Here is a 26,309-nt window from a genome sequence, read left to right on the forward strand (position 1 = left end):
GCGCGACGGCCGGCGCGAATCCGCACTTGTTGATCATGATTCGCATTTGCATCCTGGAGACGAGGACCGCAGAATGCGCAGGCTTCGCCCGCCCGGGGTTCTCCAGCCAGCGCGAAGCCTTCCCTATCCAGCGTCCGCCTGCGCCGTTCCGGCCGCAGGCGTTTGCGCGCCTATCCGAAGGAACGCCGCCTCATGTCCGCTCCGTCTTCGCGTCTGCTGTCCGGTCTGGCCCTGTTGGCCTGCGCCCCGCTCGCCCATGCCGCCGAGAGCGGCGACGCGGCGCGCACCCTGGACTCGATCACCGTCGTCGCCGAACGCGAGCCGGGCAATTTCGATCTCGATCGCGGCGAGATCGAGCTGAGCCAAGCCTCCGACCTCAGCGACCTGTTGTCGAACGAATCCGGTGTCGCCGTCGGCGGCGGCTCGCCGGTCGCGCAGAAGATCTACGTGCGCGGCTTCGAAGACACCATGCTCAACGTCACCATCGACGGCGCACAGGAACCGGCCGAGTTGTATCACCACCAGACCCGGGTGCAGATCGAGCCGGAGTTCATCAAGTCGATCGAACTCGATGCCGGCGCCGGTGCGGCCACCAGCGGCGCCGGCGCGCTGACCGGCGCGTTGCGCGTGCGCACCCGCGACGCCTTCGACCTGCTGCGCCCCGGCCAGGACGCGGGCTTCCTGGTCAAGGCCGCGGCCGGCCTCAACGGCGGCAACAGCTACAAGGGCGTGCTGGCCGGCTACGGCCGCCTGTCCGACGGGCTCGGCGTGCTTGCCACCTACGTCTATCAGGACGGCGGCGATTACGACGACGGCCACGGCGACCGGGTCAAGCCGACCGCCTACCGGCACGAACGCGCCCAGTTCAAGCTCAGCGGCCTGTTCGATGCGCACAGCTTCGACCTGTCAGCCGAACACCTCGACGACACCGGCACGTTTTACGAACGCCCGCACATGACCAACTTCAGCGGTCGTTTCGTCCTGTCGGATCACCAGATGCGCCGCGACACGGTGTCCTACGAGCACCGTTACGACCCCGACAGCGACGCACTGAACCTGCGCCTCAACGCCTACCGCACCCGCAGCGAATACCAGAACCGCCGCAACACCACCGGCCTGCTCTACAGCGCCGGCGAACAGACCAGCACCGGCCTGGACCTGCGCAACACCGCGCTGTGGCAGTCGTTATCGCTGACCTACGGCCTGGACTACCGCAGCGACCGCCTGCATGCGCGCCAGCAGGCCACGCCGCCGCCGTTCTGGGGCCGCACCGAACAGACCGCGCGCGTGTTCGGCGCCTACGCCCAGGGCGACTGGGACGTGTCGCCGCAATGGAAGCTCTCGGCCGGTCTGCGTTACGACGATTACCGCCACAGGGGCGTGTCCGGCGTCAGCGCCGGCGCCGCCAACGACGCAGACAAGCTCAGCCCGAACCTGTCGATCGCGTGGACGCCGATCGAGCCGTTGACCTTCCGCCTGGCCTATTCGGAAGCCTTCCGCGGCGTGACCATCCGCGAAGCCTTCTTCAGCGCGCTCTACACCCACCGCGGCGATCTCGAAGGCGAACGCGCCGACAACCTCGAATTCGGCGTGTCCTGGGAGCGCAACGGTTACTTCGCCCGCGCCACCGCCTTCCGCCAGAACATCGAGCACTACATCTCGGCGGTGTATTCGGGCCAGGCCGCCTGGGGCTATTGGGAGAATATCGGCGACGCCAAGGTCGAAGGCTACGAGGCCGAGATCGGCAAGCGCTGGCAGCGCATGGGCGTGAGCGTCGGCGTGTGGCAGTCGGACAACAGCTTCGAGGACCGCCCGCTCAACGATGCGGACCTCGGCCTGGGCACCAGTATCGGCCGCACCTGGACCGCGCGCTACGACTGGCAGCCCGTGTCCGGACAGGCCGACTACGCGGTGCGCGCGCGCCTGGTCGAGGACGAACGCAACAGCATCGCCGCCGATGCGCCCGACAAGCCGGGCTACGCCGTGGTCGACCTGATGGCGAACTGGAATCTGCTCGGCGACGATCGCCTGAAACTCGGCGCGGCGGTCAACAATCTGTTCGATCGTTTTTATTACGACCACGGCACTTACGGTTATCAGGCCGGTTCGAAAAGTTATATCGGTTTCCCGTCGCCGGGTCGCGAACTGTCGTTGTCGCTGACGTATCGATTCTGAAGATGCATCGATTCCGAGGCGGCGCGCTGCATACGCATCGGTGATTAATAGCGCAGATAGCGACGACGCCCGGCGTCGCCCGCGAAACGCAGGCCTGGCCTACGTTAAGCGTGTTCAGTAAACTTTCTGTCGCGCAAATAAAAAGCCCCGCAGGCAGGGGGGGCCGGCGGGGCTGGTGGAGCGTGACCTGGGGAGGGGTCGTTCGCTCCGGGGGATCACTCCAGGGGAGGGAGAGATCAGCGACAGACGTTGCATCTGTCGCGACCTATATGACCATCCCGCACATGGATAGTTCGTGAAGATGGGAGTTAATAAATTGTTGGATTCAGGACTGATTCATTAAACCAATTCCAGCAAAATCAATGGTTTCCGCATAATCAATGCGCTTCGTCCCAATTAATTCCGACCCCGCTGTCGACGACCAACGGCACCCTCAGGCTGGCCGCCCCCGCCATCCGGCGTGAAGCCTCGCCGACCAGGGTATCGACGAAATCGGCTTCGACCTCGAATACCAGTTCGTCGTGCACCTGCAGGATCATCTTCGCGCGGGAGGCATGCGACGCCAACCAGGCGTCGATGTCGATCATCGCGCGCTTGATGATGTCGGCCGCGGTGCCCTGCATCGGCGCATTGATCGCCGCGCGTTCGGCGCCCGCGCGCAAGCCCTGGTTGGTGGCCTTGATGTTCTCCAGATACAGGCGCCGACCGAACACCGTCTCGACGTAGCCGCGATCGCGCGCATCCTGGCGGGTGCGCTCCATGAAGTCGCGCACGCCGGGATAGCGGCTGAAATACAGGGCGATGTAATCCTGCGCTTCGCCGCGGCCGATGCCGAGCTGGCGCGCCAGACCGAACGCGCTCATGCCGTACATCAGGCCGAAGTTGATCGCCTTGGCGGCGCGGCGTTCGTTGCCGCTGACCTCGTCGAGCGATTTCTTGCCGAACACTTCGGCCGCGGTCGCGCGGTGCACGTCGGCGCCGGACTCGAACGCGCGCACCAGGCCGACGTCCTCGGACAGGTGCGCCATGATGCGCAGCTCGATCTGCGAATAGTCGCAGGCGACCAGGCGCCGGCCTTCGGGCGCGACGAAGGCGCGGCGGATGCGGCGGCCGTCGTCGGTGCGGATCGGGATGTTCTGCAGGTTCGGGTCGCTCGACGCCAGGCGCCCGGTCGCGGCGCCGGCCTGGTGATAACTGGTGTGCACGCGCCCGGTGTCCGGGTTGACCATCTCCGACAGCTTGTCGGTGTAGGTGCTGCGCAGTTTCGCCAGGCCGCGGTATTCGAGGATCACACGCGGCAGCTCGTGCTGGTCGGCGATCGCTTCGAGCGCCTCTTCGTTCGTGCTCGGCTGCCCGGTCGGCGTCTTCACCAGCACCGGCAGCTTCAACTCGTCGAACAACAAGGCCTGCAACTGCTTCGGCGAATCCAGGTTGAAGGTGCGCCCGGCCAGCTCGGTGGCCTTGATCTGCGCGTCGAGCATGCGCTTGCCGAGGTCCTGCGATTGCCGGCGCAGTTCGTCGCCGTCGATCATCACGCCGTTGGCCTCGATGCGTTCGAGCACCGGCACCAGCGGCATTTCGATTTCGCGGTAGACGCGTTCGAGCTCCGGTTCGGCGGCGAGGCGCGCGCCGAGCACGCGGTGCAGACGCAGAGTCACGTCGGCGTCCTCGGCGGCATAGCGGGTGGCGTCGTCGATGGCGACCTGCGAGAACGCGATCGCCTTGGCGCCCTTGCCGGCGACGTCGGCATATTTGATGGTGTCGTAGCCGAGGTAACGCTTGGCCAGCGAATCCATGTCGTGGCGGCTGGCGGTGGCGTTGTAGACGAAGCTCTCGAGCATGGTGTCGTCGGCATAGCCGAGCAGGTCGATGCCGTGCCGGCGCAGGATGTGCAGGTCGTACTTGCCGTGCTGGCCGAGCTTGCGCCGCGCCGGATCGGTCAGCACCGGCCGCAGCGCCTCGAGCACCGCGGCGCGCTCGAGCTGGGCCGGCGCGCCGGGGTAGTCGTGGCCGAGCGGGATGTAGACCGCGCGGCCGGTTTCGGTGGCGAAGCTCAGGCCGACCAGGTTGGCGCGCATCGGGTCGAGCGAATCGGTTTCGCTGTCGAAGGCGAACTCGTCGGCCGACTGCAGGGCCGCGATCAGCGCGTCGAGCTGCGCTTGGGTGGTCACCGCCTCGTACTCGCCCTTGGCCGACAGGGCCGCGTCCGGGGTTTCCGCGCTCGCCGAGGCGCGCGCGTGGCCCGCCGCGGTCGCGCGCAAGCCGGCGCGGTCGGCGGCGAGTTCGTTGGCGGCCGCATTGGCGCCGCCTTCGAGCTCGCGCAGCGCCTGCTTGAAGCCGTAACGCGCATACAAGGTGCGCAGCGCCTCGGCATCGCGCTCGCGCAGGGCCAGCTGCTCGGGGCTGCGGTCGAGTGCGACGTCGGTCTTGATCGTGGTCAGCTGGCGGTTGAGCGGCAGACGGCCGAGCGCGGCGCGTAGGTTGTCGCCGATCTTGCCCTTGATATCGCCGGCGTGGGCGATGACGTTTTCCAGGGTGCCGTACTCGCCGAGCCACTTGGCCGCGGTCTTGGGCCCGCATTTGTCGACGCCGGGGACGTTGTCGACGCTGTCGCCCATCAGCGAGAGCAGGTCGATGATCTGGTTGGGCTGCACGCCGAACTTGGCGAACACCGCCTCGTCCGAATCCATGCGGCTGCCGCTCATGGTGTTGACCAGGGACACGCCCGGGCGCACCAGTTGGGCGAAGTCCTTGTCGCCGGTCGAGATGGTCACGTCGATGCCTGCGTTCGCGGCCTGCAGCGCCAGCGTGCCGATCACGTCGTCGGCCTCGACCCCGTCGACGCGCAGGATCGGCAGGCCCAGCGCTTCGACGATCGCGCACATCGGCAGCACCTGAGCGCGCAGGTCGTCCGGCATCGGCGGGCGGTTGGCCTTGTACTGCGGGTCGAGGTCGTCGCGGAAAGTCTTACCCGGCGCGTCGACGACGAAGGCCACGTAGTCGGGCCGTTCGTTCAAGGTCGAGCGCAGCATGTTGACCACGCCGAACAATGCGCCGGTGGGTTCGCCGGCGTCGTTGCTCAGCGGCGGCAGCGCATGGAAGGCGCGGTAGAGGTAGCTGGAACCATCGATCAGGACGAGTCTTTTCATGCCGGCGATTCTACGCTGCCCCATCGCCGGGGCTGCGACCGTGACCGCGGATGCAGCGGCTTAACGGGCGCGCAGCGTATGCTGTCGGCCTGAGACACGGAGAACCGCCATGCGCGCCCCCACCGCCTCGCCGGCCCGCAAAGCCGCCGGCCTGCTCGTCCCTTCCCTGATCGCCATCCTGCTCGCCGCCTGCGCCACGACCGGGGGCGCCAACGACGACCCGACCGCCGCCCTGCAGGGGGCCGATGTCCGCACCCGCACCGTCGAGAACGGCGACGTGATCGAGGAATACCGCATCGCCGGACAGCTGCGCGCGGTCAAGGTCACCCCCGCCCGCGGCCCGACCTATTACCTGGTCGACAACGACGGCGACGGCCGCCTCGACACCAGCAAGGGCGAAGGCACGGTCTCGCCGGTGTACTACAAGCTCTTCAGTTGGTGACCGGCTGAGGAGCGAGTGGCGAGGAGTGAGCAAAGCCTCGTCTCCATCCTCAGCGGTCCTTCCAACCTGCGCCGAGGCGTGGGGAATGCGCGCACTTCTCACTCCACACCCCTAACTTCTCACTTCTCGCCCCCCGAACTTATGGATATCCGAACCATCGTCGGAGACACCGAGCTTCGCGCCGTCTGGCCGCTGGTCTCGCAACTGCGCCCGCACTTCGACGAGGCCGGCTTCGTCGCCCAGATGCACCGCCAGATCGCCGAGGGCTGTCGCGCCACGGTGCTCTACGACGAACAGGGCGTGCCGCGCGCGTTCGCCTGTTGGCGAGTGATGGAGATGCTCGCGGTCGGGCTGCACGTCTACGTCGACGACCTGATCACCGACCAGGCCGTGCGCAGCCGCGGCTACGGCAAGGCGATGCTGGACTGGCTCAAGGCCGAGGCCAAGCGCCTGGGCTGCGCGCGCCTGCAACTGGATTCCGGCACCCACCGCCAGGACGCGCATGCGTTCTACCTGCGCGAGCGGCTGCGCATCGAGGCCTTTCATTTCGGCGTCAAGCTGGATTGAACCCAGCCTGCACGAAATATGGGGGCGGCGACGCTGCCTTTTCGACTGCGGCCCGTGAAGTTGCACAGAGGTTTAGGCGGCAACGAGGCTGCCCTGCCAACGCTGCCGCGAAATTCTGCCCCCTTTGAAGAAGGGGGCGGACGCCCGGCGCAATCCGCTTGACCGATGCGAGTCGTAGCGCGGGGGATTTGCTTGGGCGACGCTGACTGTTCGAGTCCGCGAGCGAAAGCAAATCCCCCTGCCCCCCTTTTGCAAAGGGGGGACGGCGTGGGAGATCTCGAAGGGGAATAGCATGAGGGTGGAATCTTAGCGGCCGTTTCCGGCTGAGCCTGCGGCGGTATCGGCCGCCGCTTTGTTGCGATAGCGCTCGAACCACTCCAGGGTGTTGAGCACCTGCGCCAAGGTCTCGCTCGGGCGCGCACCGATGCCGTGCGACGCCCCGGGGATGCGGATCATCGCGCTGTCGACGCGACGCAGCTTCAGCGCCGTGTAGTACTGCTCGGTCTCGGAGATCGGCGTGCGGTAGTCGTTCTCGCCGGTGATCAGCATGGTCGGGGTGACGACCTTGCCGACGTGGGCCAGCGGCGACAGCCTCCAGTACAACTCCTGCGCCTCCCACGGCCCGCTCGGGAACCAGTGCTGGGTGACGTAGGACGGCCCGTCCGAGGTCAGGGCGAAGCTGGTCCAGTTGATCACCGGCTTGGCGACCACGGCGGCGCGGAAACGGTCGGTGTGGCCGACGATCCACGCGGTCAGCACGCCGCCGCCGGAACCGCCGGTCACGAACAACTGCTGCGGGTCGACATAGCCCTTGGCGATGGTCGCATCGACCGCGCTCATCAGGTCGTCGTAGTCGTGGCTCGGATAATTCTGGTGGATGTGGTCGGCGAAGGCCTGGCCGTAGCTGGTGCTGCCGCGCGGGTTGACGTACAGCACGACGTAACCGGCGGCGGCATACAGTTGGGTTTCGACGGCGAAGCGCGGGCCGTAGTTCTGATAGGGGCCGCCGTGGATCTCCAGCAGCAGCGGATAGCGCTTGCCCGGCTGGAACTGCGGCGGCTTGACGATCCAGCCCTGCACATCGAGCCCGTCGGCCGAAGACTTCGTCCACAAGGTCTCGACCTCGCCCAGACGCTTGCGCGCCAGCGAGTCGGCATTGAGCTCGGTCAGCACGCGTGGCTTGGCGCCGCGTTCGACCACCGCCACGTCGGCCATGCGCGCGGCGGTGCCGTGGGTGTAGGCGACGCGGCCGGCGGCGACCGAGAAACTGCCGCCGGGATAGGGCCGTCCGACCGCCGTGCCGCCGACCTCGCCGGTCACCGGTTCGACCTTGCCGCCGCTCGCGGCGATCCAACCCAGGTGGCTGACACCGTCGCGGTCGTAACCGAAGTAAAGCCCGCGGCCGTTGCGGTCCCATTGCGGGCTTTCGATGTCGTAGTCGAAGCCCTCGGTCAAAGCGCGCGAAACGCCGCTGTCGAGATCGAGCACATACAGATGCGCGATCTGATAACTGCGCTTGCGGTCGTCGTAGCCGAGGTAGGCGATCTTGCGCCCGTCCGGCGACAACACCGGCGCGCGGTCGGGGCCCTTGCGGTCGGTCAGCGCGACCGCGGCGCCGGTGGCGACGTCGACGCGGTAGATCTCGCTCTCGATCGGGTGGTACTCGTAATCGTCGCGGTGATTGGACTCGACGAACAGCGAGCGGCCGTCGTGGCTCCAGGCCAGGGTCGAACCGTGCTGGAAATCGCCCTGGGTGACCTGGCGCGGCGTGCCGCCGTCGGCCGGCATCACGAACACGTGTTCGTAGCCGGGCTTGAGGTAACCGGCGCCGTCGGCGCGGTAGTTCATCTTGTCGATGAGCTTGACGTCCTCGGCCCACTCCGCGCCCTTGGGCTTGGCCGGCAACTTCGCCAGCGGCGTAGTGTCGGCGGCGACGTGCATGGTGAAGGCCAGCCAGCGCCCGTCCGGCGACCAGGTCAAACCGCTCGGGCCTTCGCTCAGGCGGCTGATCGGCGATTGCTGGCCGCTGTCCATCCAGCGCACCCAGAGCTGGGTCGAACCGTCGCGATCGGACACCCAGGCGATGCGATCGCCCGACGGCGACCACACCGCGGCGCCGTCGCTGGCCGCGCCGCTGGTCAGCGGCCGCTGCTGGCCGCTGCCGGCATCGACCAGCCACAGATTGCTGCGGCGGCGGTCCTTCATCCGGTCGAAGAACTTGCGCTGATAGACGATGCGGCGCCCGTCCGGCGACAGCGCGGGTTGATCGGCCCACTCCAGATCGAACAGATCGGTCGGTTGCAGATTGCGCGGGTCAGCGTGCAGGTCGGCGGCGGTAGCCGGCAGCGCGCCGACGGCAAGCGCGGCGGCAAGGACGAAACGCAAGGACATCGGCGGGCCCCTTTCGATAGACGAATGAACCGCAGCCTAGGCCGGCATCGCGGCCGCCTCCCAGTGTCGTTGGTCGTGTCCGCCGGGCTCTGCGTCGCAAGACCAACGGCAGGCGAGGAATCGGCGGCGAGCTGCTAGGGTGAGCGCCGTGTCCACAGGGGTGGCGACACTCAGGGAAGATGTCGATGGCTCGCGAATCCGCGCTGCGTTCGTTGTTGTCCCGTTGGTGCTCATATCGTTGGTGGCTGGCCGGCGCCTGCGCCGTCGCGTTGTGCGCCTGCGGCGAACCCGCCGCCGACGTCTCGCGACCACTCAGCTACGACCGCCTCGGCGTGCACATGAGCATCCCCGGCAACTGGAGCATGGCCGAGGACAAGCGCGTCGACGCCGTCCACTACATGATCGTGGAGAGCCCGGGCGCGGCGATGTTCGTCGCCATCGTGCAGGCCGACACGACCGCGGAACTGGAAGACTTCGCCCGCGACTTCTCCGCCGAGGCCGACAAGGCGACACCGTCGGTAATGAATGGACACAGCCGCTTCGACCGCTCTGCCTTCGCCGAGGGCACGATCCGCGAGCACTACACGCTGAGCCTGGGCGGGGTTAAAGTTCCGCACCGGCGCGAGTACCGCAAGATCACCGGCGCCCACCGCACCGCGTTCCTGATCACCCAGAGCGCCGACGAAGATCTGCCGCAGACCCAGCCCGGCTTCGACCTGCTGCTGAAATCGTTCAAGCTCGCCGACGCGCCACGCGCGGCCCCAGGCGACGCCACGCGCTGAAGCGGCGCTAGACGAAGCGATACCAGGCCGACGATCGCCGACCGGATGCCGTCGCGAGAGCACTCCCCCTGCCCCCTCTTCTAAGGGGGGAACAGTGCTGCGGAGATTGCGGTCAGCGACTGGATGCGCGCTTCGCCAGCGCGCGCGAGCCGTCGACGATGCCGCGCACGACGAACAGCATCACCGCCGGGATCAGGCAATGCAGGCCGACCCAGCCGTAGTTGAACAGCAGATTCATCCACAGGCCGGAATGGGCGTGATCGTTCGAGTAGACGATCAAGACCGGTAGCGGCGCCAGAAAGACGCACTTCGCCAGGGCCGCCGCGACCGACTTCAGACGCTCCGGCATCAGAGCCGCAGGCGCCAGACACAGTAGGCCGATGAAATCCGACACGCCCAGCCAAGTAGGCAGGAACTGCGCCCAGTCCGGTCGGATCGAGACCTTGGAGAACAGATAGATGTCGCGGAATACGAACACCGCGATCGACAGCGCCGACAGGCTCAGCAGAAATCCGACCGTGTTTCTTTTCATCGTGCACTCCATTGCTTGAGCGTTGGTTCGATGGACGGTGGCTTTGAACCGTCATCCCCGCATCCGAACTGTACGCCCTGGCCGGGGCGCAAAGACTTCGGAGTCATTCGGCGGAAAACCCTGGATCCCCGCCTTCGCGGGGATGACGATCTGAAGGAATCGCGGCGATCTTGCCTGCCGTCATCCCCGCGAAGGCGGGGATCCAGAGACTTCAGAGTAATGCCTCGGTGAAGCCCTGGGTATTCGGCTGCGCCGAAACGAAGACTCCGGGCCGGCAACTCATCGTGGGGATGCGGCCTGAGAGAGTCTCGCTTCTTTATTGGCGCGTCGAACGTTTAGCTAGAGTGGCTGCAGGTTCGCATAGGCCAACACCAGCCACTTGCTGCCGGCGTCGTCGAAGTTGACCTGCACCCGCGCATGCGTGCCGGTGCCTTCGTAGTCGGTCACCGTGCCGGTGCCGAAGTTGGCATGGCGCACCTGCGAGCCGAGCTTGACCGGCGGCGCCTCGATCGCGGCATGGCCGTAGTCGGCACGGCGCGGGCCGGCGCCGTACACCGGACGCGACACCTGCACCTTCGGCCGCACTTCGTTGAGCAGGGCCGGCGGAATCTCGCGCAGGAAGCGCGAGGGCACCCCGAACATGTCCATGCCGTGGATACGCCGGGTCTCGGCATAGCTGAGCACCAGCTTCTCGCGTGCACGGGTGATGCCGACATAGGCCAGGCGGCGCTCTTCCTCCAAGCGGCCGGACTCCTCGGTCGAACGCCCGCTCGGGAACAGGCCTTCTTCCAGGCCGCCGAGGAACACCAACGGAAACTCCAGGCCCTTGGCGCTGTGCAGGGTCATCAACTGCACGCCGTCCTCGCCGGCCTGGGCCTGGCCTTCGCCGGCCTCTAGCGCGGCGTAGCTGAGGAAAGCGATCAGCTCCGGCATCGCCGCGGCTTCGTCTTCGTCGGTGCGGGTGAAGCGCGAGGCCACCGAGACCAGTTCGTCGAGGTTGTCGGTGCGCGAATCGAGCTGGCCGCGCGATTCGTTGGCGTAGTGCTCGCGCAGACCCGAACGCTGCAGGATGTGATCGATCTTCTCCGGCAGCGGCATCTCGACCACATCGCTTTCGAGCGTGTCGATCAACAGCGCGAACCCGGCCAGGGCGTTGCGGGCGCGCGCGGCGAGCCCGTTCTCCTGCGAGATCCGCCGCGCCGCCTCCCACAGCGAGACCGCATCGGCGCGGGCGCGCTTGCGCACCTCGTCGAGGGTGCGCTCGCCGATGCCGCGGGTCGGCGTGTTGACCGCGCGCTCGAACGCCGCGTCGTCGGCGCGGTTGGCGATCATGCGCAGATAAGCCAGGGTGTCCTTGATCTCGGCGCGCTCGAAGAAACGCTGGCCGCCGTAGACCCGGTACGGCACTTGTTCGGACAGCAGGGCCTCTTCGTAGGCACGCGATTGCGCGTTGCTGCGGTAGAGCACGGCGACGTCGCCGTAGCTGCCGCCGTCGCGCACCCACTGGCGCAGGCGCTCGACCACGAAGCGCGCCTCGTCCATCTCGTTGTAGGCCGCGTACAGGTCGATCGCTTCGCCGTGGCCGGTATCGGTCCACAGCTTCTTGCCGAGGCGGTCGGGGTTGTGGGCGATGACCGCGTTGGCGGCGTCGAGGATGTTGGCGCTGGAGCGGTAATTCTGTTCCAGACGGATGGTGCTGGCGCCGGGGAAATCGCGCAGGAAGCGCTGCACGTTCTCGACCTTGGCGCCGCGCCAGCCGTAAATGGCCTGGTCGTCGTCGCCGACCACGAACACGCGGCCGGAGTCGCCGGCGAGCACCCGCACGAAGGCGTACTGGATCGCGTTGGTGTCCTGGAACTCGTCGACCAGAATCTCGCGGAAGCGGTTGCGGTAATGCGCGAGCAGCGCGGCGTTGTCGCGCAGCAGTTCGTGCGCGCGCAGCAGCAGTTCGGCGAAGTCGACCAGGCCGGCGCGTTCGCAGCGCTCCTGGTAGGCCTCGTAGCAACGCAGCATCACATCGGCCCACTCGTCGCCGGCCGGCTGGATGTTGCGCGGCCGCCGGCCTTCGTCCTTCTGGGCGTTGATCCACCACACGATCTGGCGCGGCGGGAAGCGGGTCTCGTCGAGCTCCAGCGCCTGCACCACGCGCTTGACCAAGCGCAGTTGGTCGTCGCTGTCGAGCACCTGGAAGCCTTCCGGCAGTTTGGCCTCCTGCCAATGCAGGCGCAGCAGGCGGTGGGCCAGGCCGTGGAAGGTGCCGATCCACATGCCGCGCGCGCCGTGGCGCAACTGCGCATCGACGCGGCCGCGCATTTCGCCGGCGGCCTTGTTGGTGAAGGTCACTGCGAGGATGCCGTGGGTCGGCACGCCGAAGACTTCGTTGATCCAGGCGATGCGGTGGGTCAGCACGCGGGTCTTGCCGCTGCCGGCGCCGGCGAGCACGAGGTAATGGCCGGGAGGTGCCGAAACGGCTTCGCGCTGGGCGGGATTGAGTGCGTCGAGCAAATGCGATACGTCCATGCCGGCTATTGTAGCTGCGATGGATTCGGGAACCTTCGCAGCGCATCGCGTTCCAATGCAGGCCATGGCCGCCCGCCTGCCGTCGTTGCCGACCCTGCTCGTCTGCGCCCTGCTCGCCTGTGGGGCGGGCGCGGCGCCGGCCGTTGCCCAAGACCAAGACGTTGCTCAAGACAATGAACGGGTGATCCGCGTCGGCGATACGCGCCTGCGGGTGATCGTCGAGGGCGTAGCCGACCGCGAGCGCGTCGACGAGCTTCAGCGCTGGCTCGCCGAATGCGCCGACGCCGCCCTGACCGCCTACGGCCGCCTGCCGCTGCGAGAGGCCAAAGTGCTGATCCGGCAAAGTCGCGGCACGGGTCGAGGCAGCCCCGGCCAGAGCGGCCGCCGCGGCGATCCCAGCCCGGTGCCCTGGGGCCAGACCCGGCGCGACGACGGTGTCTCGGTGCTGCTGTACGTGCGCCCGGACGCCGGCATCGACGAGCTGCGCGACGACTGGACCGCCGTGCACGAGCTCTCGCACCTGTTCCATCCTTATCTCGGCGAAGACGGCCGCTGGCTCGCCGAGGGCTTGGCGAGCTATTACCAGAACGTGTTGCGCGCACGCGCCGGCCAGCTCGACGGCGACGAGGCCTGGCGCCGGCTCGATGCCGGCTTCGCGCGCGGCCGCAACAGCGGTGCCGGCATGCCGCTCGGCGAGATCGGCTGGAGCCGCGCCAGCACCATGCGCATCTATTGGGGCGGGGCGATGTTCTGGCTCGAAGCCGACCTGGCGCTGCGGCGCGAACGCCGCCTCGACCTGGATACGGTGCTGTCGCGCTATTCGCGCTGCTGCCTGGGCAGCGACAGCGAAGCCACACCGGAGGAATTCATCGCCGAACTCGACCGGCTCGGCGGCGGCAAGGTGTTCACGGCGCTGTTCCGCCGTTATGCGGCGATGCGCGAGTTCCCGCCGACGCAGAACGCGTATCGCGCCCTCGGGCTGGACAAACAGGACGGCCGCCTGCGTTTTTCCGATCGCGCCGACGCCGTGCGGCTGCGGCGCGCGATCATGCAACCGCGCGCGGCCGCCGCGCGCTGAGCGGACGGCCGCGTCGTCGCCGGGCTCAGTGCGCGGACTTGCCCGGCTTCTGCACCGTGGTGCTCATCAGCTTGTCGGTCCAGGCGATGCCGATCGCCGAGACGATGAACAGGAAATGGATCAGCGCCTGCCACATCACGCCTTCGGAGGTCAGGTCCGAGCAACGCGCGGTCGCGTTGGCCACGCCGTTGGCGGTCGCGAGCGCGGCGGCCTGCGCGGCTGCGAAGGCTTCGGGCGTGCCGCACAAGGGCAGGCCGAGGCTGCCGGCACCGATGAAGGTCTTGAGCAGATGGATCGAGGAGATGCCGATGATCGCCATCGCCAACTTGACCTTGAGCACGCTCGCATTGACGTGGCTCAGCCATTCCGGCTGGTCGGGATGGCCTTCCAGGCGCAGGCGCGAGACGAAGGTCTCGTAGCCGCCGACGATCACCATCACCAGCAGGTTGGAGATCATCACCACGTCGATCAGGCCTAGCACGATCAGCATGATCCCCTGCTCGGTCAGCGTCGCCGCGTCGTGGACCAGGTGGATCAGTTCCTTGACGAACTGGAAGACGTACACGCCCTGGGCGACGATCAGGCCCAGGTAAAGCGGCAGCTGCAGCCAGCGCGAGCTGAAGATCAGCGCCGGCAGGGGATTGAGTCGGTTGCTCTTTGGATCGGTCATGCGAAGCCCGTAACTGAAGCGATATAGGGCCCAAGAGTAGCCGGGCGCGGATGACGCCGCCACGTCGGGCCGGCCCGAGGGTTCAGCTGCAGCGGGCGCAGGCCTGGCTGCGACTGGGCGCGGCCGGCACACGCCATTCCATCGGCAAGGCCGCCGCGGCCGCGGGGCCACGCTTACACTGCGGCCTTTCGACGCGGAGTTGCCGATGATCGACCTTTATTACTGGCCGACCCCGAACGGCCACAAGATCACCCTGTTCCTGGAAGAGGCCCAGCAGGCCGGGGCCGGGCTCGACTATGCGATCAAGCCGGTCGACATCGGCGCCGGCGACCAGTTCAAGCCCGAGTTCCTGCGCATCTCGCCGAACAACCGCATGCCGGCGATCGTCGACCATGCCCCGGCGGATGGCGGCGCGCCGATCAGCGTGTTCGAGTCCGGCGCGATCTTGCAGTATCTGGCGGCCAAGACCGGTTTGTTCCTGCCCCAGGACCTGCGCGGCCGGGTCGAAGTGGAGGAATGGCTGTTCTGGCAGGTCGGCGGCTACGGCCCCATGCTGGGCCAGAACCATCACTTCAACCGCTACGCGCCGGAAAAAGTGCCCTACGCGATCGACCGCTACCAGCGCGAGACCGAGCGCCTGTACGGCGTGCTCGACCGGCGCCTGGCCGGGCGCGAATTCGTCGCCGCCGATACACTCAGCATCGCCGATTTCGCCTGTTACCCCTGGACCCGCGAGCACGAATGGCATTACGTCGACCTGAGCCGTTATCCGAATGTGCAGCGCTGGCACGACGCGCTGTCGTCGCGGCCGGCGTTCGGGCGCGTCTACGAGATGGGCAAGGCCTACCGTGCCGACCGTACGATGACCGACGAGATGCGCCGCCATCTGTTCGGCACGCCGGCCCCCATCACCTGATGCCTCGCCGTCGAGGCCACGCTCCGGAACCATCGCCCGCATGAACAACCGCCTGCCCCGCCGCCTCGCTTTCTGCCTGCTCGCCATGTCGATCATCGCCACGCCCAGCTTCGCCCTCGCCGCCACGCCCGATGCCGCGCACAGCGTGCCGGCGCCGGGCCAGCTGACCCTGGAAGCCCTGACCGGCGATGCGCCCTTGTCGGGGCCGAGCCTGGTCAAGCCGAAGATCGCGCCCGACGGCAGCAAGGTCGGCTTCCTGCGCGGCAAGCAGCGCGACAAGAACCGCCTCGACCTGTGGGCCTACGACATCGCCAGCGGCAAGACCGAATTGCTGGTCGATTCCGACGACGTGCTGCCCGGCGCGGAAGTGCTCAGCGACGCCGAGAAGGCGCGCCGCGAACGCCAACGCATCGCCGCGCTGTCGGGCATCGTCGACTACCAGTGGTCGCCGGACGGCAAGCGCCTGCTGTTCCCGCTCGGCGGCGAGCTGTATCTGTACGACCTGGGCAAGTCGGGCAAGGCCGCGGTGCGCAAGCTCACCCACGGCGAAGGCTTCGCCACCGACCCCAAGCTGTCGCCGAAGGGCGGCTACGTCAGCTTCGTCCGTGACCGCAACCTGTGGGTGATCGACCTGGCCGACGGCAAGGCGAGCCAGCTCACCCGCGACGGCAGCGACACCATCGGCAACGGCGTCGCCGAATTCGTCGCCGACGAGGAAATGGACCGCCACACCGGTTACTGGTGGGCGCCCGACGACAGCGCCATCGCCTATGCGCGCATCGACGAATCGCCGGTGCCGGTGCAGAAGCGTTACGAGGTGTATCCCGATCGCACCGACGTGGTCGAGCAACGCTACCCGGCCGCCGGCGACGCCAACGTCGGCGTGCGCCTGCTGGTCGCCGCGATCGGAAGCCAGGCCGCGCCGCGCGAGATCGACCTCGGCAAGAACCCGGACATCTACCTGGCCCGCGTCGATTGGCGCGATGCCCAGCACCTGACCTTCCAACGCCAGTCGCGCGACCAGCACCTGCTGGAGTTGATCGAAACCGACCTCGGCGACGGCAAACAGCGCACCCTGGTCAGCGAGCGCTCCAAGACCTGGGTGCCGCTGCACAACGACCTGCGCTTCCTCAAGGACGGCCGCCTGCTGTGGAACAGTGAACGCAGCGGCTACGAGCACCTGTATCTGCTGAGCGACGACGGCAAGGCGACCGCGCTGACCTCGGGCGACTGGCCGGTCGACAGCGTGCTCGCGGTCGACGAAGACGCCGGCCAAGTCTATTTCGCCGCCGGCAAGGACTCGCCGCTCGACAGCCAGGTCTATCGCGTCGCCCTCGCCGGCGGCCCGATCGAACGCCTGTCCAAGACCGATGGCTATCACTCGGCCAGCTTCGCCCATAAGGCCAATGTCTACGTCGACGCCTGGTCGAACCCGCAGACGCCGCCGCAACTGGAGCTGTACCGCAACGACGGCACCCGTATCGCCGCGCTGATCGACAACAACCTCGACGACGCTGCGCATCCGTTCGCGCCCTACCGCGCCGCGCAGCGCCCGATCGAATACGGCACGATTCCCGCCGCCGACGGCAAGACGGCCCTGCATTACAGCCTGATCAAGCCGACCGGGTTCGACCCGGGCAAGCGCTATCCGGTGGTGGTCTACGTCTACGGTGGCCCGGCCACCCAGACGGTCAAGCGCGCCTGGTCGCCGGACTTCAACCAGTACCTGGCCCAGCGCGGCTACGTGGTGTTCTCGATCGACAACCGCGGCACGCCGCGGCGCGGCGCGGCCTTCGGCGGCGCACTGTACGGCAAGCAGGGGACCGTGGAGGTCGCCGATCAGCTCAAGGGCGTCGACTGGTTGAAGTCGCAGCCTTGGGTCGACGGCAACAAGATCGGCGTCTACGGTTGGTCGAACGGCGGCTACATGACCCTGATGCTGCTGGCCAAGGCCAGCGACCGCTACGCCTGCGGCGTCGCCGGCGCACCGGTCACCGACTGGGGCCTGTACGACACTCACTACACCGAGCGCTACATGGGCCTGCCGAAGGGCAACGTCGAAGGCTATCGCGAGGGCCGCGTGCTCGAACACATCGACGGCCTGACCTCGAAGCTGCTGCTGATCCACGGCATGGCCGACGACAACGTCTTGTTCACCAACTCGACCGTGCTGATGAGCGCCCTGCAACAACGCGGCCAGCCGTTCGAATTGATGACCTACCCGGGCGCCAAGCACGGCCTGCGCGGCCGCGACAACCTGCACCGCCTGCGCCTTACCGAAGATTTCTTCGATCGCTGCCTCAAGCCCTGAGCGCACTGACGCCCACCGAATGGATGCCCTGCCATGAATGCCTCCCGCCCCGCCGCGCCCTACCGCAAGCCCTGGGTACAGCGTCACTGGATCCTGACCCTGCTGCTGGCCTTGGGCGTGTTGTTTACGCTGAGCGTGGCGATCGGCGCATGGATGACGTATTCGGTCATGGATTCGATGAGGTACACGCCGCCCTTCATGGAGGCGATGGAGCGGGCCCGTGCGAATCCCGAGGTGAAAGCCGCGCTCGGCGAACCGCTCGAGGACAGGTTCGTGCTCGGCGCGGTCGAGCCGAAGGATCAGGGCGTGGCCAAGCTGTTCATCTTCGTGCAAGGCCCGAAGGGCAAGGGCGACGTTCAGATCGAAGCCGTCAACGAGCAGGGCGCCTGGCGCTATGAAGTGATGCGCGTGAACCTCGACGCGAACAAGACCTCGATCGATCTGCTGTGACCGCCGTGTCGAAGTGCCGCCGCCATCGCGCGGCGGCGCTTCGATGCCGAGCCCCTCGCAAGGCGCTGCATTCGAGATGCCTCGTTCAAGGCATTCGCGCGCCGCATGACCTTCGGCGCTTGGCTCCGGGGGCCGTCGCGCCGATGCTGGCCGCTTCAACCCAGTGAGCCACCTCATGAAGCCGCTCGTTCTCGCCGTCGCCCTGGCGCTGTCCGCGCCCACTCTCGCCTTCGCCGGCTCCGCCCCGCAAGGCGCAGCCAAGCCGGTCCCGGCCTCCGCGCCGCAAACCGCGGCCAAGCCGGTACCGGCCTGGGTCGCGCAGAGCAACGAATACGCCAAGATCCTGATCCAGGCGCAGGGACAATTCGCGCCCGAGCAGATGTCGTTCTTCGGCGTGCCCGGCTACGACGACAAGGTCAGCGACCTCAAGCCCGAGGTCGGCAAGCGCTTCCGCGCGGCGATGGCCGAGGCCAAGCGCGGACTGCAGGGCAAGCTCGAAGTCGAGCGCAACGCCGACGTGCGCCAGGACCTGCAGATCATGATCCAGGCCGCCGAGGACAACATCGAAGGCAGCGCGCTCAACGAGCGCCTGGTGCTGCCGTGGTTCGATGCGCCGCAAACGGTGTTCTCGGGCATGCAGGCGCTGCTGTCCGACCAGGCGCCGGCCGAGCGCCGCGCCAGCGCGCTCGCGCGCCTGAACGCCTATGTCGGCCTGGCGCCGGGCAGCGAACCGCTGACCGTGCTCGCGCGCCAGCGCTACGAGGAGCGCCTCGGCGACACGAATCTATTGCAGCCGACCAAGCTCGAAGTCGAGCAGGCGCTCGGCAACGTCGATACCTACGCCGCCGGCATCCGCAAGCTGTTCGAGAAGTACCAGATCAAAGGCGCCGAGCCGGCGCTGAAGGCGATGGAAACCCAGTTGCGCGAATACGGCCAGTGGACCCGCAGCACGGTGATGCCGAAGGCGCGCAGCGACGCGCGCCTGCCGCCCGAGTTGTACGCCTACTCGCTCAAGCAATTCGGCATCGACGTCGATCCGCAATTGCTGATCCGCCGCGCCCAGGTCGAGTTCATGGAAACGCGGGCCGCGATGGCCCAGCTCGCGCCGCTGGTGGCACAGGCCAAGGGCCTCAAGGTCGCCGACCCGCAGGACTATGTGCAGGTGATGCGCGCGCTCAAGCGCGACACCATCCCCAACGATCAGCTCGAACCGCGCTACCGCAAGGTCATCGACGCGATCGACCCGATCATCCGCAAGCAGCAGATCGTCGACGTGCCGCAGCGGCCGATGGTGATGCGCCTGGGCAGCGAGGCCGAGTCGGCGGCGCAGCCGGCGCCGCACTTCCTGCCGGCGCCGTTGGTCGGCAATACCGGTCAGCAAGGCCAGTTCGTGCTGCCGCTGTCGGTGCCGAGCCCGGACGGCAAGTCCCTGCAGTACGACGACTTCAACTACGAGTCGGTGGCCTGGACCCTGTCCGCGCATGAGGGCCGCCCGGGCCATGAGCTGCAGTTCACCGCCATGGTCGAACGCGGCATCTCGCTGGCGCGTTCGATGTTCGCCTTCAACTCGGTCAACGTCGAAGGCTGGGCGCTGTACGCCGAAGCCGAGATGGTGCCGTACGAGCCGCTCGACGGGCAGTTGATCGCGCTGCAGTTCCGCCTGCTGCGCGCAGCGCGCGCGATCCTCGACCCGATGCTCAACCTCGGCCTCACCGACCGCGCCAGCGCCGGCCGCGTGCTGTCCGAACAGGTCGGCCTGTCGGAAGCGATGACCAAGCAGGAGCTCGACCGCTACATGTTCCGCGCGCCGGGCCAGGCCGGCAGCTATTTCTACGGCTACAGCCGCATCCTGGAACTGCGCATGGAAACCGAACTGGCGCTCGGCGATCGCTTCGACCGGCTCAAGTTCAACAACTACCTGCTCGACCAGGGCCTGCTGCCGCCGGACTTGCTCGGCAAGGCGGTGCGCGAAGACTTCGTGCCGGCGCAGAAAGACAAGCGCTGAGGCGAAACCGCGTTATCCGGCGCTGCGCCGGTCGCCTTCGCAACAAACGACGAGGCCGCGGATCGCTCCGCGGCCTCGTCGTTTCAACCGGTGCTCGCCGCCGCGATTCAATACACCAGCGACCAGCTCATCGTCCGCAGCGCGAACACGTACCAGACCATCGCCACGCAGGCCGCGGCGACCGCGATCGCGCAGACGCGGCGCAGACGCTGCGGCGACGAACGCCACACCGCGCGCGCGTTGAGCACGGCGACCACCGCGGTCGCCACGCTCGCCAGCCCCAGCAACTGGGCGACGCGAACCCACGGATCGAGCGCGCCGTCGAGCATGCGCACCGACGCGTCGATGCGGGTGATGATCCACAGCCACAGCAGGGCCAGGACCAGATTGCCGATCGGGCCGAGGAAACTCAGCAGGCGCAGGCGGCGATCGCGTTCGCTCAACAGCAATCGCCGTTGGGTGTGGCGGCGCACCAAGGCCGCGACCGGCCACAGCAACACCGCCAACGCCTGCACCGCGAGCGCAAGGCACAGCAGCGGCAGCATCCAGCCCGGCGAACGCCAGCCGGGCACCGGCTGCAGCCACATCGCCGCCGGCACGTCGTCGCTGCTGACCGCGATCACCTGGTTGCCGTCGAGCTTGGCCGCGAGCAGGCTGTCGCCGCCGACCTCGCGCCACACATAGGGTTCGACTTCGCGCCAGCGCTTGGGCCGGCCGTCGGGCGTGCGGAATGCCGACACGCTCAGGGTGTCGTCGTCGTTGACCTCGATCTTGGCGCTGCCTAGCAGTCGCGCGATGGCAAGGAAGTTGCTGCTCGAAGCTCGGCTGTTCTCGTAACGGCCGACGAGTTGCTCGGCGTGCAGGCGCGCCGTCGGCAGAGTCGGCTGCTGCGCCGCGCGCACCGGGAAATAGCGCTGGATCACGCCCTTGATCAGGTCGCGATGCAGCGCGCGCCCGGCGCTGCCGGGACCGTCGGCGGACACGAACAAGCCGAGCCCGTGCGCCGGCAGCAACACCAGATTGCTCTGGAAGGCTTCGGTCGCGCCGCCGTGGCCGATCACCACCGGCCCGCGCGTGTCGCGACGGAAGAACCCCAGCGCCATCGCATCCAGGCCCGGGATCGGCCGCGACGCGGTCGCATGCAGGGTCTGCAGGCTGTGCGGTTGCAAGATCCTTACAGCGCCGGCACCGCCCTCGTCGAGCTGCGCGATCATGAAACGCGCCATGTCCAGGCCGGTCGCCGACAGGCTGCCGGCCGGCGCCGGGTTGACCAGTTCGAACGGAATCGGTGCGCCGCCTGCGCTGCTGTAGCTCTTGGCCATATCGCCGGCCAGGCCCTTCGGCAGCGGCTGGCGGAAGCTCGACTGGCGCATGCGCAGCGGCACGAGCACGTTGGCTTCGATGTAGTCGTCGAAGGGTTGCTTGCTGATGCGTTGGAGGATGTAGGCGGCGAGCGCGGCGCCGTAGTTGGAATACGCCGGCACCTTGCCTGGCGCATACACGCGCTCGGGCTGCACCTGTTTGAGATAGCGGTCGAGCGGCAGCAGGCGCGATTCGTCGGCGGCGAACAGATGCTTGGCCGATTCCTCGAAACCCGCGGTGTGGGTCATCAGTTGGCGCATCGTCGCCGGCTGGCCGGCGTAGTCGCGGATCTTGAAGTCGAGGTAGCGGTTGACGTCGGCGTCGAGGTCGAGCTTGCCCTGCTCGACCAACTGCATCGCCGCGGTCCAGACGAACAACTTGGAGATCGAACCCGGACGCACCAGGGTACGCGCGGCGTCCATCGGTTTGCGCTTTTCCACATCGGCGTAGCCATAGCCTTTCGCCAACAGCACCTGGCCGTCGCGAACCACCACCACGACCGCGCCGGCGAGTCCGCCGCGCGCGATCGCCAGCGGCACCAGGCCGTCGACGTAGGCCTCCAGATCCGGCGCGCTGAGCATCGGGATCGGTGCGGCCGCGCCGGGCTCGACCAGGATTTCGCTCAATGCTTCGTTATCGCGAACGAGCGAGGCTTCGACCGGGTAGCCGGCGGCCGCCGTCGCCTGCGCCACCGGCGCTGGGTCGACGGCATCGGCGATCGCGTCCGGCAGGGGTGTGGGCAAGGGCGCGAAGCTGGCCGGTGCGTTCGCGTTCGCTGCGGCAGCCGCGACCGGCTGCGCCGGTTTGCTTGCGACGGCCGGCTTGGCCGGCGCAGCCTTCACCGCGATGGCCGCCACATCGGTGTCGGCGGCGGCCGGCGTCTTCGCCGGCAGCTTCGAAGGCACCGGCGAAACGCGCGTAGGCAGGGCCGTGCTTGTGGGCGCAGCTTGCCCGGCGTCGATCGCGGGTGCCGCGTTCGACAGCGGCAAGGCACGGGTAGTGGCCGGAAACGCCGACGACGCGGCCGGCTTGACCGGGGCCGGCATGGGCGCCGGAGTCGGCGCGGCTTTGACCGGCTCGGCTTTTGCGGGCTCGGCTTTCGCGGGCTCGGCTTTGGCCGGCGCGGGTTTGGGCGGGGTTTGGGTCGGCTCCGGCTTGACCGCCTCGGGCTGGTCCGGTCGAGGCGAGGCGCCGGTCGCAGCCTCGGCCGGCGGCGGCGACTGCGCCCACAGGGAACCGGCCAACATCATCACCGCGACGCCGGACATCGCGATGCCGCGCATCGAACGCTTGGACTTCATCTAACCCCCGAAAGCAGCTGCACCGTCGCCGGGTATTCCGCCGGCATGCGTTGCCGGTCGCTCCAGGCGCGGACGTTCGCGGCGAGTGTACGCGTTCGGGCCCGGGGTTCATTCGCGCAGGAGCTGGAGCAAATCCCCCTACCCCCTTCAAAGGGGGATCGTCTGGGGAGTCGCGCGCTTGAACGGGAGGGTCGCTCGGACGGTTGAAGGAGGAGGCGCTCGGCCGCGAGATTCGTCGGTCGGCGCGCCAACGCCGCCATCGATGATGTGCAGGTCTTGCGAGTGCCGGAAACCGCGACGGTGGTCGCGCCCGAATCCGCCCGGCATGGCCGATTCGGCGGCCGCTTACCGCAGCGGCGGCAACGGCCCGGGCCTGCTTCGACCGGCTGCCGGATTCCGGGATCGTTTTTCCGAATCGGCAAATTACTTTCAATAAGTAAACAACGGTTGGCTTTCGCGGCTTGGCAAGGCCCGGGGGGCCGCCTAGAGTCGTCCGTGACCCCTCTCGGCCGCCTTCATGCCCGCCAAGCGCAGCCAGAACGTAACCACGGCCGCACCCGCGGTCCCGAATCCCGGGATCGCGCTGCGGATGCTGCGTCGTCAGCGGGGCTGGACCCTGGCCGAGATCGGCGCGCGCACCGGCCTGCCGATTTCGACCTTGTCGAAGATCGAGAACGGCAAGATGTCGTTGAGTTTCGACAAGCTCACGCGCATCGCCCAGGGCCTGGAAGTCGACATCGGCGAGTTGTTCTCGTCGCCGCCGGCGGGCGTCAACGAAAACTTCAGCGGACGCCGCAGCATCACCCGCGCCGGCGAGGGCTATGCGATCCGCACCGAGCACTACCACCACTTCTATCCGGCCTCGGAACTGCTCAACAAGCGCCTGGTGCCGATCATCGCCGAGGTCCACGCGCGTTCGCTGGAAGAGTTCGGCGACCTGATCCGCCACACCGGCGAAGAGTTCGCCCTGGTCCTGGAAGGCACGATCGAACTGCACAGCGAGCTGTATGCGCCGGCGCGCCTGGACGTCGGCGATTCGATCTATTTCGACAGCGCGATGGGCCATGCCTACATCGCCGCATCGGCGAGTCCGTGCCGCGTGCTCGCCGTGTGTTCGGGCAACGAAGCGCATTTGCGCGAAGCGCTGTCGCGCAAGATCGCGTCCGAGCCGATCCGCGTGTCCGCTGCGCGGCCGCCTAAAATCCGGCGCAGCGCCAGCCTCTGAGCGCTGCGGATAGGGCATGGCCCCGGCGGCGAACGCTCGCGCGCAAGGGCCTTTCGTCCAGGCAACTGCGGATAACGGTCACATGGGCCGCAAACGCCGGTCACGACGTCGGATTTTCGCATTGCGAAACTGCCCGGCCCACCCCGCCCGGACCAAGCGGGCCCGGACGAAGCCGGCCCGGACCCAACCCGCTCGAAGCCGGCGCGCCGGATGCGCGCGGCCCGGTCGCTTCAGCTGACGCGAGCGAGCATGCGCCGGTTGCCGGTCAGCCGCGCCCAGCGCGCGCCGATGTCGCTCATGCACACGTAGGCCGCTTCGCCGGCCAGGCGCCACAGCATGCGCGGGCTCAGGTTCAGGCGCGGCTCGGCGGCGCACAGCTCCCAGTCGTAACCGAGCTGGCGCGCGAACAAGGCGCAACGCGCGAGGTGGTAGCGGCTGCTCAGCAGGGTGACGCGCGAGCGCATGCCCTCGCCGAGCATCGCCCGAGCATTGCGCAGGTTCTGCAAGGTGTCGCGCGATTCCGATTCCAGTTGCATCGGCGCATCCGAAGCGAAGCCGCGCGCGAGCAAGCCGTGACGCGCGAGCTCGGCTTCGCTGGGTTCGTTGGCGGCGCCGCCGCCGAGCAACACGACGTTGCGCGGCGGACGTTCGCGCCACAGCGACACCGCGCGATCCAGGCGCGCCTCGAAGTCCTGGTCCAGCCGCCCACCCGGCGCATGCTTGCCGAACAACAACACGCATTCGCCGCGTTCGGGCTGGCAGGGCGCATTGCGCGCGACCCGCAGCACGTGCACGAAATAACCGACATAGACCAGCCCGGCGCTGAGCACGCACGCGGCCGAGGCGACCACGGCCACATGCAGCACGTCGCGATCGCCCAACAGGGACAGGCGGTGGCCGAGGCGATTGGACATGGAAGCGGGCGCGACCTGCATGGGAAGGAAAACGGGGACGGCGGTACGACAGCGGTATGAGGGCGCAGCGCGGCGAGCGCAAGCACGACGCCGCGGCACAGCCTCCGGCGCAGACGTATTCGATCGCCCGCGCATGAAGCATTCAGCCTCGCAGCGCCTGCGGCCGCCGCCCTGGCCCGTGCGGCCCGGCCCCGGCGGTGCCCGAGCGCCCCTCGCTATACTGCGGGCGTTCCCCACCGCGCGATTCTACCGACTACGTGACGTCCCCACCTTTACCGATGCCGCCGCTGGCGATCCGCGCCTACACCGCGACCACCGCGCTCGGCCGCGGCCTGGACGCCCAGGCGAGCGCCTTGCGCGAACGGCGCAGCGGCCTGCGGCGCAACGATTTCGCCCCGCTCGCCGCCGGCGAGGCGCCGCTGGATTGCTGGATCGGCCGCGTCGACGGGCTCGAACAGGCCGCCCTGCCGGCCGAGCTGAGCCAGTGGGAGTGCCGCAACAACCGCCTGGCCTGGCTGAGCCTGCAGCACGACGGCGTGCGCGCGGCGCTGGACGCGGTGGTCGCGCGCTATGGCGCCGAGCGGGTCGCGGTGATCCTCGGCACTTCGACCTCGAGCATCGGCGCGACCGAAGAGGCCTATAGCCGCCTGCGCAACGACGGACGCGAATTCCCCGAAGACCTGGCCCGGCCGACCCTGCATACGCCGCACTCGCTCGGCGCCTTCGTCGCCGCCGCGACCGGCCTGCGCGGCCCCTGCGTGACCGTCGCCACCGCCTGCTCGTCGAGCGCCAAGGTGTTCGCCCAGGCCGCCCGCCTGATCGCCGCGGGCGTCGCCGACGCGGCCCTGGTCGGCGGCGTCGACACCCTGTGCGGCAGCGTGTTGTTCGGCTTCAACTCGCTGCAACTGGTCTCCAACGCACCCTGCCGCCCCTTCGATGCCGAACGCATCGGGCTGTCGCTCGGCGAAGCCGGCGGATACGCCGTGCTCGAACGCCTCGACGCCGGCGAACGCGCCGCACTGGAACTGCGCGGCTACGGCGAATCCAGCGATGCCCACCACATGTCCTCGCCGCATCCCGAAGGCCTGGGCGCGCGCCTGGCGATGGGCGATGCGATGACCCGCGCCGGCATCGACGCGGCCGAGGTCGGTTATCTGAACCTGCACGGCACCGCCACCCCGGCCAACGACAAGATCGAGGCGCTGGCGATCGCCGCGCTGTTCCCCGCCACCCTGCACGCCTCCTCGACCAAGGGCTGGACCGGGCATACGCTCGGCGCCGCCGGCATCGTCGAGTCGGCGTTCGCCTTGCTCGCACTCGAACGCGAGCATCTGCCGGGCACGCTCAACAGCGTGCTGCCCGACCCGGCCAACGGCCCGCAGATCCGCTTCGATTCGGCCGACACCCGGATCCGTTATGCCATGAACAATTCCTTCGGCTTCGGCGGCAACAACTGCTCGCTGGTGTTCGCGCGCCCATGACCGCCTCCGACTTCGCCCAACCGGCGACACGCTCGCCG

General features: G+C 68.1%; 19 protein-coding genes. 12 read left to right on the forward strand and 7 right to left on the reverse strand.

The window, feature by feature from the left end:
• Positions 1 to 192 precede the first annotated feature (192 nt).
• Positions 193 to 2,175 carry a TonB-dependent receptor domain-containing protein gene (locus ACTJJK_RS09565; protein ID WP_440730060.1) on the forward strand — a complete coding sequence of 661 codons (1,983 nt, stop codon included), beginning with the start codon at positions 193 to 195 and terminating at the stop codon, positions 2,173 to 2,175.
• Between the two features lie 377 nt (positions 2,176 to 2,552).
• On the opposite strand, the gene polA is transcribed toward ACTJJK_RS09565, so the two are convergent.
• Positions 2,553 to 5,324, reverse strand: coding sequence for a DNA polymerase I (gene polA / locus ACTJJK_RS09570; RefSeq protein WP_440730061.1), 2,772 nt, complete (start codon positions 5,322 to 5,324; stop codon positions 2,553 to 2,555).
• A gap of 109 nt (positions 5,325 to 5,433) precedes the next feature.
• On the opposite strand from polA, the gene ACTJJK_RS09575 reads away from it, so the two are divergent.
• Entirely contained in the window at positions 5,434 to 5,766 is a 333-nt protein-coding gene (locus ACTJJK_RS09575) for a DUF2782 domain-containing protein (RefSeq protein ID WP_440730062.1), read from the forward strand.
• Positions 5,767 to 5,907: 141 nt separating this feature from the next.
• Positions 5,908 to 6,333, forward strand: coding sequence for a GNAT family N-acetyltransferase (locus ACTJJK_RS09580; RefSeq protein WP_440730063.1), 426 nt, complete (start codon positions 5,908 to 5,910; stop codon positions 6,331 to 6,333).
• Between the two features lie 306 nt (positions 6,334 to 6,639).
• On the opposite strand, the gene ACTJJK_RS09585 is transcribed toward ACTJJK_RS09580, so the two are convergent.
• Positions 6,640 to 8,724: a prolyl oligopeptidase family serine peptidase gene (locus ACTJJK_RS09585; RefSeq protein WP_440730064.1), complete on the reverse strand. Its 2,085-nt coding sequence runs from the start codon at positions 8,722 to 8,724 to the stop codon at positions 6,640 to 6,642.
• 185 nt (positions 8,725 to 8,909) lie between these two features.
• On the opposite strand from ACTJJK_RS09585, the gene ACTJJK_RS09590 reads away from it, so the two are divergent.
• Entirely contained in the window at positions 8,910 to 9,506 is a 597-nt protein-coding gene (locus ACTJJK_RS09590) for a hypothetical protein (protein ID WP_440730065.1), read from the forward strand.
• A gap of 112 nt (positions 9,507 to 9,618) precedes the next feature.
• Here the strand turns inward: ACTJJK_RS09590 and ACTJJK_RS09595 are convergent, their stop codons facing one another.
• Both ACTJJK_RS09595 and uvrD read right to left on the reverse strand, forming a co-directional pair.
• On the reverse strand, positions 9,619 to 10,038 hold the full coding sequence (locus ACTJJK_RS09595; protein WP_440730066.1) for a hypothetical protein: 420 nt from the start codon (positions 10,036 to 10,038) through the stop codon (positions 9,619 to 9,621).
• Between the two features lie 339 nt (positions 10,039 to 10,377).
• Positions 10,378 to 12,558, reverse strand: a complete 2,181-nt coding sequence (uvrD, locus tag ACTJJK_RS09600; protein ID WP_440730067.1) for a DNA helicase II — start codon at positions 12,556 to 12,558, stop codon at positions 10,378 to 10,380.
• Positions 12,559 to 12,622: 64 nt separating this feature from the next.
• Between uvrD and ACTJJK_RS09605 the strand changes: the two genes are divergently transcribed.
• Entirely contained in the window at positions 12,623 to 13,636 is a 1,014-nt protein-coding gene (locus tag ACTJJK_RS09605) for a hypothetical protein (protein ID WP_440730068.1), read from the forward strand.
• A 25-nt stretch (positions 13,637 to 13,661) separates the two neighbouring features.
• Here the strand turns inward: ACTJJK_RS09605 and ACTJJK_RS09610 are convergent, their stop codons facing one another.
• Positions 13,662 to 14,306 carry a TIGR00645 family protein gene (locus ACTJJK_RS09610; protein ID WP_031371243.1) on the reverse strand — a complete coding sequence of 215 codons (645 nt, stop codon included), beginning with the start codon at positions 14,304 to 14,306 and terminating at the stop codon, positions 13,662 to 13,664.
• A 205-nt stretch (positions 14,307 to 14,511) separates the two neighbouring features.
• Between ACTJJK_RS09610 and ACTJJK_RS09615 the strand changes: the two genes are divergently transcribed.
• The 4 genes from ACTJJK_RS09615 to ACTJJK_RS09630 all read left to right on the forward strand — a co-directional run bounded on the left by ACTJJK_RS09615 (position 14,512) and on the right by ACTJJK_RS09630 (position 19,988).
• On the forward strand, positions 14,512 to 15,222 hold the full coding sequence (locus tag ACTJJK_RS09615) for a glutathione binding-like protein (protein WP_031371244.1): 711 nt from the start codon (positions 14,512 to 14,514) through the stop codon (positions 15,220 to 15,222).
• Between the two features lie 85 nt (positions 15,223 to 15,307).
• Positions 15,308 to 17,533 carry a S9 family peptidase gene (locus ACTJJK_RS09620; RefSeq protein WP_440730085.1) on the forward strand — a complete coding sequence of 742 codons (2,226 nt, stop codon included), beginning with the start codon at positions 15,308 to 15,310 and terminating at the stop codon, positions 17,531 to 17,533.
• Between the two features lie 33 nt (positions 17,534 to 17,566).
• Positions 17,567 to 17,983 (forward strand): cytochrome c oxidase assembly factor Coa1 family protein, encoded by a 417-nt coding sequence (locus tag ACTJJK_RS09625; protein WP_031371246.1) that lies wholly within the window; start codon positions 17,567 to 17,569, stop codon positions 17,981 to 17,983.
• A 175-nt stretch (positions 17,984 to 18,158) separates the two neighbouring features.
• Entirely contained in the window at positions 18,159 to 19,988 is a 1,830-nt protein-coding gene (locus ACTJJK_RS09630; RefSeq protein WP_440730069.1) for a DUF885 domain-containing protein, read from the forward strand.
• A gap of 107 nt (positions 19,989 to 20,095) precedes the next feature.
• Here ACTJJK_RS09630 and ACTJJK_RS09635 read toward each other — a convergent pair whose 3' ends face one another.
• Complete coding sequence (locus ACTJJK_RS09635; protein WP_440730070.1) at positions 20,096 to 22,093, reverse strand: serine hydrolase domain-containing protein; 1,998 nt, start codon at positions 22,091 to 22,093, stop codon at positions 20,096 to 20,098.
• Between ACTJJK_RS09635 and ACTJJK_RS09640 the strand changes: the two genes are divergently transcribed.
• Positions 22,086 to 22,655 (forward strand): hypothetical protein, encoded by a 570-nt coding sequence (locus ACTJJK_RS09640; protein ID WP_440730071.1) that lies wholly within the window; start codon positions 22,086 to 22,088, stop codon positions 22,653 to 22,655. The genes ACTJJK_RS09635 and ACTJJK_RS09640 overlap by 8 nt on opposite strands.
• Positions 22,656 to 23,168: 513 nt before the next feature.
• Positions 23,169 to 23,876: a helix-turn-helix domain-containing protein gene (locus ACTJJK_RS09645; RefSeq protein WP_081930678.1), complete on the forward strand. Its 708-nt coding sequence runs from the start codon at positions 23,169 to 23,171 to the stop codon at positions 23,874 to 23,876.
• A gap of 230 nt (positions 23,877 to 24,106) precedes the next feature.
• Here the strand turns inward: ACTJJK_RS09645 and ACTJJK_RS09650 are convergent, their stop codons facing one another.
• A complete protein-coding gene (locus ACTJJK_RS09650; protein ID WP_036148235.1) occupies positions 24,107 to 24,790 on the reverse strand; it encodes a YdcF family protein in 684 nt (227 codons plus the stop codon).
• 278 nt (positions 24,791 to 25,068) lie between these two features.
• Here ACTJJK_RS09650 and ACTJJK_RS09655 point away from each other — a divergent pair, with 278 nt between their 5' ends.
• Positions 25,069 to 26,271, forward strand: a complete 1,203-nt coding sequence (locus tag ACTJJK_RS09655) for a beta-ketoacyl-[acyl-carrier-protein] synthase family protein (RefSeq protein ID WP_223621372.1) — start codon at positions 25,069 to 25,071, stop codon at positions 26,269 to 26,271.
• Positions 26,272 to 26,309: the final 38 nt, after the last annotated feature.

The organism is Lysobacter sp. 22409 (assembly GCF_052045105.1).
Taxonomy (GTDB): Bacteria; Pseudomonadota; Gammaproteobacteria; order Xanthomonadales; family Xanthomonadaceae; genus Lysobacter; species Lysobacter antibioticus_B.

What these genes read in the sequence shown, in the direction of transcription:
- ACTJJK_RS09565 (WP_440730060.1), top strand. Translation starts at nt 193, where the DNA reads ATGTCCGCTCCGTCTTCGCGTCTGCTGTCCGGTCTGGCCCTGTTGGCC.
- polA (WP_440730061.1), bottom strand. Translation starts at nt 5,324, where the DNA reads ATGAAAAGACTCGTCCTGATCGATGGTTCCAGCTACCTCTACCGCGCC.
- ACTJJK_RS09575 (WP_440730062.1), top strand. Translation starts at nt 5,434, where the DNA reads ATGCGCGCCCCCACCGCCTCGCCGGCCCGCAAAGCCGCCGGCCTGCTC.
- ACTJJK_RS09580 (WP_440730063.1), top strand. Translation starts at nt 5,908, where the DNA reads ATGGATATCCGAACCATCGTCGGAGACACCGAGCTTCGCGCCGTCTGG.
- ACTJJK_RS09585 (WP_440730064.1), bottom strand. Translation starts at nt 8,724, where the DNA reads ATGTCCTTGCGTTTCGTCCTTGCCGCCGCGCTTGCCGTCGGCGCGCTG.
- ACTJJK_RS09590 (WP_440730065.1), top strand. Translation starts at nt 8,910, where the DNA reads ATGGCTCGCGAATCCGCGCTGCGTTCGTTGTTGTCCCGTTGGTGCTCA.
- ACTJJK_RS09595 (WP_440730066.1), bottom strand. Translation starts at nt 10,038, where the DNA reads ATGAAAAGAAACACGGTCGGATTTCTGCTGAGCCTGTCGGCGCTGTCG.
- uvrD (WP_440730067.1), bottom strand. Translation starts at nt 12,558, where the DNA reads ATGGACGTATCGCATTTGCTCGACGCACTCAATCCCGCCCAGCGCGAA.
- ACTJJK_RS09605 (WP_440730068.1), top strand. Translation starts at nt 12,623, where the DNA reads ATGGCCGCCCGCCTGCCGTCGTTGCCGACCCTGCTCGTCTGCGCCCTG.
- ACTJJK_RS09610 (WP_031371243.1), bottom strand. Translation starts at nt 14,306, where the DNA reads ATGACCGATCCAAAGAGCAACCGACTCAATCCCCTGCCGGCGCTGATC.
- ACTJJK_RS09615 (WP_031371244.1), top strand. Translation starts at nt 14,512, where the DNA reads ATGATCGACCTTTATTACTGGCCGACCCCGAACGGCCACAAGATCACC.
- ACTJJK_RS09620 (WP_440730085.1), top strand. Translation starts at nt 15,308, where the DNA reads ATGTCGATCATCGCCACGCCCAGCTTCGCCCTCGCCGCCACGCCCGAT.
- ACTJJK_RS09625 (WP_031371246.1), top strand. Translation starts at nt 17,567, where the DNA reads ATGAATGCCTCCCGCCCCGCCGCGCCCTACCGCAAGCCCTGGGTACAG.
- ACTJJK_RS09630 (WP_440730069.1), top strand. Translation starts at nt 18,159, where the DNA reads ATGAAGCCGCTCGTTCTCGCCGTCGCCCTGGCGCTGTCCGCGCCCACT.
- ACTJJK_RS09645 (WP_081930678.1), top strand. Translation starts at nt 23,169, where the DNA reads ATGCCCGCCAAGCGCAGCCAGAACGTAACCACGGCCGCACCCGCGGTC.
- ACTJJK_RS09650 (WP_036148235.1), bottom strand. Translation starts at nt 24,790, where the DNA reads ATGTCCAATCGCCTCGGCCACCGCCTGTCCCTGTTGGGCGATCGCGAC.
- ACTJJK_RS09655 (WP_223621372.1), top strand. Translation starts at nt 25,069, where the DNA reads ATGCCGCCGCTGGCGATCCGCGCCTACACCGCGACCACCGCGCTCGGC.